The sequence below is a fragment of the Chitinophaga sp. genome (assembly GCF_039596135.1).
Lineage (GTDB): Bacteria > Bacteroidota > Bacteroidia > Chitinophagales > Chitinophagaceae > Chitinophaga.
Window position 1 is genome coordinate 46,699 of the sequence record NZ_JBCNKH010000042.1, and the last position, 11,825, is coordinate 58,523.

The following is an 11,825-nucleotide window of genomic DNA, read 5'->3' on the forward strand; positions in this document are numbered from 1 at the left end:
TCACGCTACCTGTGACCTGTGCTTATGCCCATTCAGCCATTTTACTAACAGCGGGAGCGTGAGCCCCTGCATAACGAGTGAGATCACTACCACCAGGACCGCAATGAAAATAATGGTATCCCGCTGTGGGAAAGGCTCCCCGCTATCCAGTTTCTCCGGCAGCGCCAGTGCGGTGGCCAGCGATACGATACCGCGCATACCAGACCAGCCCAGTATGAGACAGGTTTTCCAGTCCAGCAATGCCTTTTTATGCTTGTCCGTACCGGTTTTACGGAAAGTGAGATAGTGCCTGCGGCTTTCTATAAAGATGCGTAGCACCCGGATAGCTATGGTCACAAATACAATGAGGAAACTGTACCCGATGAGCGGCAGGATCTGTATACTCTTTACATTATGAATAACGTAGGGAAATTCCAATCCTATCAGGATAAACACCAGCCCATTCAGGATAAAGACGATGATATCCCAGAAGGCTTTGGACTGGGCTTTGGTAGCTGCAGGGAAGTACATGGAGGTGAGGCGGGCCGTAAAGACGCCTAATACCACAACTGCGATCACACCAGATACATGCAGGTCTTCTGCCAGTGAATAAGTCACAAAAGGAAACAGTAATGTAAAGCTGATGGATACAATGCCATTTTGCCTGGTATGATGCAGGATAAATTGTAGCAACTTTCCGGCTAAAAAGCCTAATAGTACCCCACCGGCAATGAGCAGGATAAACTGTCCGCCCGCCTTGTACCAGATAAAAGAACTCCCTGCTACTGCCGCTACAGCAAAGCGGTAAGTAATCAGACCGGAGGCATCATTGATCAGGCTTTCGCCTTCCAGTATGGTCAATGTCTTGTGGTTCAACCCCAGCCCTTTGGTAATACTGGTAGCAGCTACCGCATCTGTAGCAGATAAAACGGCTCCCAGCACGAATGCCAGTGGCCATGGCATACCCATGAGATAGTGTGCCAGTAATGCAATGCCCCCGGTCGTGATGAACACCACTGTAAAAGCCAGCGTATTGATAGTTTTGCCATTGTTCTTAAACTCCTGCATGGAGATATTACATGCTGCATCATACAGCATAGGAGGGAGGAAGATCAGGAATACGATTTCCGGGCTGATCGTGATCTGTGGCATGCCGGGTACAAAACCCAGTGCAATACCAGCCGTGACGAGCAATACGGGATAAGGTCTCTTGAGTTTATCTGCAAATGCTGAGAGTGCCATCATGACACCCAGGATAAGCATGACGATACTGTAATTTTCCATGTGGCGCTAAAGCCGGCAAAATAACAATTTATTTTAATAAGGCATGTAATAATAACTTGGCCTGCAGGGCTGTTGCCTCTTCCAGCAGCCTTTTATCTTTCACATACGTAGCCACATCCCATACTTCACTCAGCAATTTTTCCTTGTACACCTTAGCGAAATCATGGTAGGTTAAGTCCAGTTGCCATTGGCTGGTGAGGTGATCAAAAACTTCCTGACTGGTAGCGGATAAACGGGATTGATCTACGACCAGGCAAGTGCCCGCTGGTTGTATCAGTAAATGCTGTTGTATTTCCCGGTTATAGAGAATCCATGTTTTCAGATAGGATTCACTATACTGTTGCAGTAATTTCTTTTTGCGGATATCGCTCCTGTAGTATTTCCAGATGAGTTGCCGAATGCCGCCTATGGCAGCATATTTCAGAGCTGTACTTTTATGGTGCCGGCTTATGAGTGAGCTCACTACACTCCGGTAATCCCTGAGTATGACAAGGTATTTTGCCCCGGGTAGCAATTCCCTGTAAGTACGCAGGAACAGACAGGTACGGGGATCTTTCCAGCTCCATTGTGGTTGTGCCTGTTGTTTTTTCTGGACCAGTGTGCGTAATGAATCCAGCTGCTCTTCACTGATAGAACAAATAGGGGTGTCGATAGTTCCGTCTCCGGATCCAAATAGATCCAGCAGGATGTGCCGGTGTGCTTCTACAAAATCAAGATCCTCAAAATGCCCGTCTGTATTGCCGATGCCGGCGCCTAAAAACTGCTCACCCAGGTGCAGGCCACACTTGTACAGCCAATGGGTAATCAATGAGGTACCGGACCGGTGCATACCGGTAATCACTAAAACTTTATTATTCATCTTTGCTTATACTGTTACTGCCTGGTAACGTCTGGTTTGTGTTTGAATAGATGCCTGGATAAAATTGAACAGTTCATTGGTGCAGGCTGCCACTGTTTTTTCGTTGGTTTTTAAGTGCAGGTCTGGCGATAGCGGTGCTTCGAAAGGATCGTTTACACCGGTCAGGTTTCGCAGTTTGTCAGGATGGTTATCCGGCAGCATGGCCCGTTTGTAGAGTCCCTTGGTATCCCGTTGTACGAGTTCTGCCACAGGGCAATCCACAAACACCGTTTTCACTTGTTCATAAGCGTTAGTCAGTTCCTCGCGCATAGTGCGGTATGGATTGATCGCACTGATAATACAAATAATGCCGTGCCCGGAGAGGCGGCTGGCCACAAACCCCAGTCTGCGTATATTTTCGCAACGGTCTGCTTTGGAAAAGCCCAGGTCTTTGCATAAGAATTCCCGGTAGTTGTCTCCGTCAATGATTTCAATGGGTGTGCCATACGCCATTGCCTTCCTTTTAACACTGGTGGCAATTGTAGTTTTTCCCGCTCCGGAAAGTCCGCATAGTTGAATAATCATCGCATATTGAATTTACAGGTTGACAATAAGCCGCAGATAATGGAATAAAAGGTTACATGGCGGGTAAATAGCAGATGGTAGGGGACAGATAGATGATAGTTCGCAATCAATATCCTTCAGCTATATTGGATATGGTCATGTAAATTAATAAAATTCTTCATAAATCATTCTTGGATACGATAGATTTTTAAAAAGTATCGACAAACGGTAATTAGAAATGCTCTATGGTATAGTGTCACTGGCACATTTTTTATACATTTACGCCCGATTTACCACCACCACTTCCGGTAATTTTTACTTAGATGTATAAGCTTATTGTATTGTTATGCCTGTGTTCCACGGTTTTGGGGCAAAGAAGAATGGAATTCCTGGACAGGGGGATAGTGGTAGTACGTCATCAGCGGGATAGCGTATTCCTCAGCTGGCGCCTGTTAGCGACGGACCCTGAGCAGGTAGCCTTTAATATTTATCGTGATCATCAGTTACAGAACAGGCAGCCTTTACGCAAGGCAACCTGTTTTGCGACGCCGCTGGCAGATACTGCCACAGATAGTAAATGGACGATTGTGCCTGTGATCAATGGGCGTGAGCTTGCTGAGAACGATAATTTTTTGTTAAAAGCACATACCCCGGTGCAGCAATACCTCAATATACCTTTGCAACGCCCTGCCGGTAAGTATAGTGCAAATGATGCGACAGTAGGCGACCTGGATGGCGATGGCCGTTATGAGATTATATTGAAATGGGATCCTGCCAATGCAAAGAATCCGCCGCAGCCAGGACTGACAGACAATCAGCTGATAGATGCCTATACACTGGATGGAAAATTTCTCTGGCGCATAGACCTGGGTAAAAATATCAGGTCTGGTGCCGCGTATACACAAATGCTGGTGTATGACCTGGACGGCGATGGAAAAGCAGAACTGGTATGCAAGACGGCCGATGGCACTATTGACGGAAAGGGCACCGTGATTGGTGATGTCACTAAAGACTGGCGCCGGCTCACCGATGAACATGGTGCACAATATGGAAAGATCCTGGATGGACCTGAATACCTTACCGTATTCAACGGACAAACGGGGGCTGCGACGGCAACTACTACCTTTATTCCTGACCGTTACCCACTGGATGGCTGGGGTGGTATAGGCGGTAATGGTGGCAATGACAGCACCGGTGGCCGGGCAGACAGGTTTACCGCGGGTATTGCCTACCTGGATGGGGTGCATCCGAGTGTGGTTTTTGTAAGAGGTTGGTATGGCCGTTCTGTACTTGCTGCATGGGATTATCGCAATGGACAACTAAGCAGTCGTTGGGTATTCGATACCCATGATGGCAACAATCCTTATTCAGGCATGGGCAATCATAGCCTGAGTGTGGCAGATGTAGACGGAGATGGGAAGGATGAAATCTGTATCGGTGCAATGACGGTGGATGATAATGGCAAAGGATTGTATACAACAGGTTTGCGACATGGTGATGCGCTCCATTTAACTGACATGGATCCTGAACACCCCGGTATGGAAGTATTCGGGATTCATGAAAATGAAGACAGGACTATTGCTTTGCAAACGCCCGGTGTAGCCATGTTTGACGCTGCTACAGGGAAAATATTGTGGAGCCTTGGACCCGGTGCGGATGTAGGCCGTGGTGTAGCAGCTGATATTGATCCCACACATCCCGGTTTTGAAAACTGGGGCGGTCCCGGTGGGTTAAGAGATGTACATGGTAAAACCATTACAGCGAAAACACCTTCTTCTACCAACTTTGTGATCTGGTGGGATGGCGATCTGACACGTGAGCTATTGGATAAGAACCGGATTGATAAATGGGACTGGAAAAACGATACAACGATTAACTTATTAACAGCTGCAGGTTGTGTAGCCAATAATGGCACGAAAGCAACACCCTGCCTGAGTGCTGATCTTTTGGGAGATTGGCGGGAGGAGGTGATCTGGCGTACGGAAGATAATAGTGCATTACGTATTTATACTACCACGATTCCTACATCTTACAGGTATATTACCTGGATGCAGGATCCCCAATACCGCCTGGCGATAGCCTGGCAGAATGTTAGTTACAACCAGCCTCCCCATCCCGGATTTTATTTTGGAGCTGGTATGCATACACCCGTCAGACCGAATATTATAATAAATGGAACAAGGTAATCTTTCCCGCAGGGAATTTATGAAACAATCGATGATTATAAGTGCAGGTCTTCCCGTGGCAGCATCCTTGCAATCGTGGATGCCAGGCGGGGTGCAGGATAATATGCCTTTGCACTGGCTGGGAGATAAGGTGCCCCAAATGAGTATAGGGGCTACCTGGGGCGTGCCATGGCCACAGGGTGCGGTGAAAAAAGAGAATGGTTTTATACTGGAAAGTAACGGACAACCCGTGAACCTGCAATCCTGGCCGCTGGCTTACTGGCCGGATGGATCCCTGAAGTGGACGGGCCACGCGATAGGAGCGAATAAGGGATTGACAGATCAGCTGGTATTGAAAAGCGTGGTGAAGCAGGTAAGTGGAAGCGCATTTGTAAAAGAAGAAGCGGATCAATATATCGTAGACAATGGCCTGTTGCAATGCACAATCCGAAAAAGTGGCGCGGTGTTAATGAGTAGTATTCGCAGGAACGGAAAGATAGCTGCCACGAATGGTAAGCTGGTATTGCAGGTACAAAATGCACCGGAAGCAGCCACGATCCATGATCACTATGAGTCGCAGGTCACAGAAGTGGTGGTGGAACAATCCGGGCCTGTAAGAGCAGTTATTAAAATCACCGGTCATCATGTCAATGCCACCCAACGCAATTTACTCCCCTTTGTTGTGCGGCTGTATTTCTATGAAGGTAGTGAGGCGATCCGCATATTGCACACGATTATTTATGATGGAGATGAACAGAAAGATTTTATCAGTGGATTAGGCATCCGGTTCAGCCTTCCTTTAGAGGGCGAAACATACAACCGCCATATTCGTTTTACAGGCGAAAAAGAAGGCGTATTTGCCGAGGCAATCAAAGGACTGACAGGTCTACGCCGTGACCCGGGAGAAGCCGCCAGACAGGCTCAAATTGCCGGGAAAATGGTAACAGATGTATCCGCCATCAGCGATAGGCTGCAATACATTCCCGATTTCGGGGATTATACCTTATTCCAGCCCACGCCCGATGCGTTTGAAATTCAGAAACGTACCCGGGAAGGCTATGGCTGGATTCAATCTGCCTACGGCCGCCGTGCTTCCGGCACGGGCTATATAGGCACACCTGCCGGGGGACTTGCTTTTGGCATCCGCAATTTCTGGCAAAGCCATCCTGCACAGCTGGATATCCGCAATGCGCATACCCCCGAAGCAACGATTACCATGTGGTTATGGGCACCCAAAGCAAACCCCATGGACCTGCGTTTTTACCACGATGGCATGGGGCAGGATACTTTCGAAAAACAACGGGAAGGTTTAGACATTACCTACGAAGATTATGAGCCGGGCTTTGGTACGCCGATGGGGGTAGCCCGCACCAGTGAAGCACAGGTATGGGTATTATCAGCTACACCCGGTAATGCATATTTAAGCCAGATCGCCAGCTACATCCAGGATCCGGATACCATTACCTGCGCCACGAATCAATGGCAGCTGGCCGGCGTATTTGGTGGCAGCTGGAGCCAGGCCCTTACACCGTCTCCCACCAAAGAGCAGATGCTGAAACAACTGGATTTTTATTTCGACTACTATCACCAGCAGGTAGAAGACAGGCATTGGTATGGCTTCTGGAACTACGGCGATGTAATGCATTCCTACGATAGCGACAGGCATGTATGGCGCTATGATGTAGGCGGTTTTGCCTGGGATAACTCCGAGCTGTCTACTGACCTCTGGCTCTGGTATTATTACCTGCATTCCGGCCGCAAAGACGCCTTCCGCATGGCAGAAGCCATGACCCGGCATACCGGCGAAGTAGATGTTCACCACATAGGCCGGTTTGCGCCTTTGGGCTCCCGCCATAATGTACAGCACTGGGGATGTAGTGCGAAGCAATTGCGCATCTCCACTGTTGCCAATCGCCGTTTCTACTATTACCTCACGGCAGACGAAAGGGTAGGAGACCTGATGCAGGCAGAAGTAGATGCTGCCTACACACTGCGCACCATTGTGCCTGGTCGTAAAATAGGCCAGCCCGTTGGCGATCCGGATGGTAAGTATGCAGGTGTTTCATTTGGTACTGACTGGGGCTCACTGGCGGCTGCATGGCTTACAGAATGGGAACGGCATGGTACACCTGTGGCAAAGGAACGGTTGCTCAATAGTATGCAGACCATCGCCGCACAGCCACATGGATTCTTTACCGGGTCTGGCGATATGGAACTCGCTACCGGCAAATTCCAACTCGCACCGGCAGGTAAAATTTCTGTTTCTCACCTGAGCGCCGTATTTGGTTTACCTGAAATTTGTATGGAACTGGTGGCATTGATCAAAATGCCTTCATTTGAAAAAGCATGGTTAGATTATTGTACCTTATACAATGCTACTCCTGAGGAGCAAACAGCTGCATTAGGTAAATCACTGGGCAAACTAAACCTGAGACAGGGACATGCCCGCCTTACGGCATTTGCAGCCCGTGTAAAACAGGATAAAAAACTGGCAGCCCGGGCATGGGAAGAATTCCTGGGGGGCGAAGCCGGGATTAAAAAGATGTCCGTAAAAATGGACCCTGTAAATGGCCCGGCTGTATTAAACCCTATTGAAGAAGCCCCCGGTGTAAGTACAAATGCGGTGGCACAATGGGGCTTAACGGCCATGGCAATGTTAGACCTGGCAGGTAATGCTTACAATGATTAAAACAATGAAGGAACTACTGATTTTACTCTGCTTTTCTCAAATAGCCGTAGCGCAGAAAATTAACTTTACATCGCCACTGGATACTACTTTGTGGAAAGCAGAAATAGCACCCAAGCCAGGTTCCCGCGTGTACACATCACACGGCAAACTGGTATTGGACACCAAAGGTGGTGTGACGGTCTGGCTCAATAAAGAGCTGAGTGGCAACTTCACCATTGAATACAAAAGAAGGGTGGTTGTAGAGGGTGGTGCCAATGATCGTCTCTCTGACCTGAACATGTTTTGGATGGTACAACACCCGGGTTTTCACCGCCATGGGGTACTGGAAGAATACGATTCCCTGCAATTGTATTATGTAGGCATGGGTGGCAATACTAATAGTACCACCCGGTTTAGAAAATATGAAGGCACGGGAGAAAGAAGGCTTATACAGGAATATTCCGACAGCGCGCATCTGCTGCAACCCAATCATACTTACACCATCAGGATTGTGGTAAAAGACGGTACTACCAGTTTTTTTGTAGATGGGGTGCAGTATTTTGTATATGCTGATCCTCAGCCATTACGCAAAGGTTATTTCGGGTTCAGGTCTACCTGGTCCCGGCAGGAAATTAGTGATTTTAAAATTTATCAATAATGTACAAACTGTTGTTAACTGTCATCACAGCTGCTTTTTTAATGAGCGCCGCGCCGCATAAACCTACCCTGTACCTGATAGGTGATAGTACTGTCAAAAACGGGAAGGATAAAGGAGATGGAGACCTTTGGGGATGGGGCCATTTTATAGGCGACTATTTTGATACCACAAAGATCAAGGTGGTCAATCGTGCCCTGGGTGGCACCAGCAGCCGCACTTACAGAACGAAAGGTCTCTGGGATTCTGTATTGGCAAAAATACAACCTGGTGATTATGTGATCATGCAATTTGGGCACAACGACGGCGCACCATTGGATGATACGGCCCGGGCCAGGGGTACAATCAAAGGTATCGGCGATGATCAGAAGGAGATCTATAATCCTATTACAAAGCAGCGGGAAGTGGTGCATAGCTACGGCTGGTACCTGACACAGATTATCAGGGAAGCGAAGGCAAAGGGTGCTGTTCCGGTAGTATGCTCACCTATTCCACGCAATGTATGGAAGGATGGTAAAGTAGCGCGGAACAACAATGATTATGGACTGTGGGCAAAGCAGGTGGCAGAGAAAGAAGGTGTTGCTTTCATCGATCTGAATACATTGATTGCGGATGTATATGACCAGGAAGGTGAGGCGAAAGTAGCAGGTACTTATTTTGGTACAAAAGATCATACGCATACGATAGCAGCGGGGGCGAAGCTGAATGCGGCAGAAGTGGTAGCAGGGATAAAAGGCGCCAAAAAACTCTCTTTGAATAAATACCTGAATTAATGAATTGTACAAGTTTTATCATCATTTGTCAATTCCCTTACCTCCTGAAATGATTGACCTTTGGCCCTGTAAGCAATTGGCATTCAGATGGTCAAAAACTGGTTATTCATTATCTTCTTTCTTCCTCTTTGCGCGATTGGACAATCGGCTTCTCCTACACTGGAGGAGCTGATTGACAGTGCGCTTCACAAAGACTATGGGCTGATCGATCAGCAGCTTGAAATTTCCCTCACGCAAACCGATCAGCAGCAATTAAAGGAAGCTTATCTTCCACGTGTAGACTTTACCGCTAAAGACGCTTTTATACTTTCTTCTTTTGGTATCAAATCGCCAGCTATCAGCATCCCCCAACTCAATATCGATATTAAAGAAGGGCATAACCGTTTTACTACTACCGGGAACCTGGTGACGGCTGATATCGGGGCACATATGTTACTCTATTCGGGTGGCAAGGTGCCGCAATTGAAACGTGCCCTGGCGGCAAAGGAAAGGGGACAGACAGCCCTGCTCGAAAAAGACAGGCAGGAAATAATCAGCGACGTTGTCACAGCATTCGACCAGTTAGCCTTACTGAGGCAGGTCAGGGCTGTACTGGATGAAAGTACCCGCCGGCTGGCGGAGAATATGAAAACGGCAGATAAAGCCCTCGGTTACGGTCTCATCACACCTTATGAACACCAGAAGATAGCCGTTGCCCAGGCGCAACTACAGGCTAAGGTAGTCGCTTATGATGGTAAGCATGAATTACTGCTTACCCGTTTATTTCAACTTACAAATATATCGAGAGAACGACTGGCCACCATCATGGTGCCATTAAAAGTCCTGCCTGCAATTACAGCGCAAACAGGCATAGAAGACCGGGCAGAAATAAAAGCACTGGATGCAGCAATCGTTGCGAATCAATACAAAATCAAAGCCGCCAATACCTGGTTTGTGCCCAAAGTACAACTGGCTTCCTCGTTGGGGTATATCGGTCTGCTGGCAGGCCATATCAGCAGTAGCGACCCTTTATTGCCCGGTGGCAGTAAACTTTCTTCCAGTCTTCCCAATTTCAATGTCCTGCCCATGTATAACATCGGCATTGGTTTGAAGTGGGATCTGTTTGACGGTAAGGAAGGCCGCCGGGAAGTGCAGCGTGCCACCATTGAATTGAAAAAAACAGTTAATAATAAAAACGAAGTCATAGAAAAACTGGAGCTCAACCAGGAGAAGTGTCGTACAGAGTACATCGTAGCCGAAGCACAGTTGCAATTAAGTCAATCTCAGCAGGAGACGGCATACAACGCGCTGAAACAGGCTACCAGCGAATACCGTACCGGGTTAATCAAATCCGGTCAGCTCATAGATGCGGAGGAAGATTATGAACAGGCTGCCCTTGGCTACATACAGGCTATCTACGATCAGCGCAGGGCTGCCATCTCTTTATTGAAAGCATCTGGTCATCTCACCATTCAATCGTTGCAATAAAATAATCATAATCGTATGAGGATACTTATAGTGTGTATGCTGGTATTGTGCGCCTGCAATCATAAAAAGATAACGACCTTACCCGGGAAGATAAAACGGGAGACCATTAGTTTTTCACCGAAAGTGACCGGCCGGATCCTGAAAATATATGTGCAGGAAGGGCAGCAGGTAAAACCCGGCGATACACTGGCCATGCTGGATGTGCCGGAAGTAAGCGCCAAAATTGCGCAGGCAAAAGGGGCATACAAAGCCGTGTCAGCACAGCACTTACTGGCAGATAACGGACCTACACAAAACCAGCTGAAACAGCTGCGGGCTAAATATGCAATGATGCAGGAACAGTTTGATTTTGCCAGTAAGTCATACAAAAGGGCCAATGCGATGTTTGCAGACAGCCTGCTGTCTCCGCAGGCGCATGATGAAGCCTATGCCCGGTATCAGAGTGCAAAAGCACAGCTGGATGCAGTAGCAGCAGAATTGAATGAAGCGGAAACAGGCACCCGGTACGAAACGAAGATTGCCACCAGTGGTCAGCAGGAACAGGCAGGCGGTATACTACAGGAAGTGGAAGTAGCCTATTCTGAAAGGTATATCATTGCTACCAACTACATGGCTGTCGAGACCATTGCCACACATGAGGGGGAACTGGCTGCTGCGGGTTACCCCGTCTTCAACGGATACATTCCTAACAGTACGTGGTTCCGGTTTACCATCCCGGAAAGTAAGGTGGCGCCTTATAAAAAAGGTGGACAGGTATCCATACGGGTACCTTATGAGAACAAAATTTATGAGGGGCATATTCTGACAATAAAGCAGTTGCCAAAGTACGCAGACATCACCACAGCTTATCCTGATTATGAAATGGATGAGGCGGTGTACGAGTTAAAGATCGCACCTGATAATATTGAGGCTACAGAGGGTTTGTTGTACAATGCGAGTATTACAATGAATCCGCTATGAAGACAATCTTTTTGCTCATCAGGCGTGAATTCAGGGCATTCCTGACCAACCGGATTTTTGTAGTGGCTTTCCTGCTCATGCCCCTGGTATTCTCTGTGGTACAGGCCATGGTCTACCAGCAGGGCAAGGTACGGCACCTGCCTATCATCGTGGTAGACAAGGATCAGACACCGGCCAGCAATCGCTTCAGGGATATGCTGGAAGATGATCCGATCCTGCATGTAATCAGTAATACTTATGAAACAGTGAATCTGCATGCACTGTTGTTGCAAACCCGTGCTGTGGCCGTTGTAGTGATTCCCTATCATTTTGAGGCAGATCTTTTGGGGCAAAAGAAACCAGATCTCATCTGCTATCTCAACATGGCTAATACGCTGACGGCGAATGCTGCGGGTGGGGCTATTAATCTTTGTGCAGGAACTATGAATGCCGGGCTTTTGCAAAAGAGAGGAGTAGCTGATGCGTTTAGAAC

The 11,825-nt window shown here is 47.8% G+C and carries 10 protein-coding genes; 7 read left to right on the plus strand and 3 right to left on the minus strand.

Annotated features, from left to right (window positions below; genetic code table 11):
* Genes ABDW16_RS21540 through cysC form a run of 3 tightly spaced genes read right to left on the minus strand, consistent with a single transcriptional unit; the run spans position 1 to position 2,686 of the window.
* A complete protein-coding gene (locus tag ABDW16_RS21540) occupies positions 1 to 1,263 on the minus strand; it encodes a Na+/H+ antiporter (protein WP_343672592.1) in 1,263 nt (420 codons plus the stop codon).
* A 28-nt stretch (positions 1,264 to 1,291) separates the two neighbouring features.
* Positions 1,292 to 2,122 carry a hypothetical protein gene (locus ABDW16_RS21545; RefSeq protein WP_343672593.1) on the minus strand — a complete coding sequence of 277 codons (831 nt, stop codon included), beginning with the start codon at positions 2,120 to 2,122 and terminating at the stop codon, positions 1,292 to 1,294.
* 6 nt (positions 2,123 to 2,128) lie between these two features.
* Positions 2,129 to 2,686, minus strand: coding sequence for an adenylyl-sulfate kinase (cysC, locus tag ABDW16_RS21550; RefSeq protein ID WP_343672594.1), 558 nt, complete (start codon positions 2,684 to 2,686; stop codon positions 2,129 to 2,131).
* Between the two features lie 302 nt (positions 2,687 to 2,988).
* Between cysC and ABDW16_RS21555 the strand changes: the two genes are divergently transcribed.
* From ABDW16_RS21555 to ABDW16_RS21585, 7 genes are all read left to right on the plus strand, one after another.
* The gene (locus tag ABDW16_RS21555; RefSeq protein WP_343672595.1) at positions 2,989 to 4,851 is read left to right on the plus strand and encodes a rhamnogalacturonan lyase; all 1,863 of its coding nucleotides are present in this window, start codon (positions 2,989 to 2,991) and stop codon (positions 4,849 to 4,851) included.
* Positions 4,838 to 7,519, plus strand: a complete 2,682-nt coding sequence (locus tag ABDW16_RS21560; RefSeq protein WP_343672596.1) for a hypothetical protein — start codon at positions 4,838 to 4,840, stop codon at positions 7,517 to 7,519. Before ABDW16_RS21555 ends, ABDW16_RS21560 begins: the two co-directional genes overlap by 14 nt.
* Before the next feature lie 4 nt (positions 7,520 to 7,523).
* On the plus strand, positions 7,524 to 8,156 hold the full coding sequence (locus ABDW16_RS21565) for a DUF6250 domain-containing protein (protein ID WP_343672597.1): 633 nt from the start codon (positions 7,524 to 7,526) through the stop codon (positions 8,154 to 8,156).
* On the plus strand, positions 8,156 to 8,926 hold the full coding sequence (locus tag ABDW16_RS21570; protein ID WP_343672599.1) for a rhamnogalacturonan acetylesterase: 771 nt from the start codon (positions 8,156 to 8,158) through the stop codon (positions 8,924 to 8,926). The genes ABDW16_RS21565 and ABDW16_RS21570 overlap by 1 nt, the downstream gene beginning before the upstream one ends.
* Before the next feature lie 87 nt (positions 8,927 to 9,013).
* A complete protein-coding gene (locus ABDW16_RS21575) occupies positions 9,014 to 10,393 on the plus strand; it encodes a TolC family protein (protein ID WP_343672601.1) in 1,380 nt (459 codons plus the stop codon).
* A 15-nt stretch (positions 10,394 to 10,408) separates the two neighbouring features.
* A complete protein-coding gene (locus ABDW16_RS21580; RefSeq protein WP_343672603.1) occupies positions 10,409 to 11,353 on the plus strand; it encodes a biotin/lipoyl-binding protein in 945 nt (314 codons plus the stop codon).
* On the plus strand, positions 11,350 to 11,825 hold a 476-nt coding region (locus ABDW16_RS21585), incomplete at its 3' end, for an ABC transporter permease (protein ID WP_343672605.1). The genes ABDW16_RS21580 and ABDW16_RS21585, both read left to right, overlap by 4 nt.

Excerpts from the sequence above, each read along its gene's own strand:
- ABDW16_RS21540 (WP_343672592.1), bottom strand. The coding sequence starts at position 1,263 with ATGGAAAATTACAGTATCGTCATGCTTATCCTGGGTGTCATGATGGCA.
- ABDW16_RS21545 (WP_343672593.1), bottom strand. The coding sequence starts at position 2,122 with ATGAATAATAAAGTTTTAGTGATTACCGGTATGCACCGGTCCGGTACC.
- cysC (WP_343672594.1), bottom strand. The coding sequence starts at position 2,686 with ATGATTATTCAACTATGCGGACTTTCCGGAGCGGGAAAAACTACAATT.
- ABDW16_RS21555 (WP_343672595.1), top strand. The coding sequence starts at position 2,989 with ATGTATAAGCTTATTGTATTGTTATGCCTGTGTTCCACGGTTTTGGGG.
- ABDW16_RS21560 (WP_343672596.1), top strand. The coding sequence starts at position 4,838 with ATGGAACAAGGTAATCTTTCCCGCAGGGAATTTATGAAACAATCGATG.
- ABDW16_RS21565 (WP_343672597.1), top strand. The coding sequence starts at position 7,524 with ATGAAGGAACTACTGATTTTACTCTGCTTTTCTCAAATAGCCGTAGCG.
- ABDW16_RS21570 (WP_343672599.1), top strand. The coding sequence starts at position 8,156 with ATGTACAAACTGTTGTTAACTGTCATCACAGCTGCTTTTTTAATGAGC.
- ABDW16_RS21575 (WP_343672601.1), top strand. The coding sequence starts at position 9,014 with ATGGTCAAAAACTGGTTATTCATTATCTTCTTTCTTCCTCTTTGCGCG.
- ABDW16_RS21580 (WP_343672603.1), top strand. The coding sequence starts at position 10,409 with ATGAGGATACTTATAGTGTGTATGCTGGTATTGTGCGCCTGCAATCAT.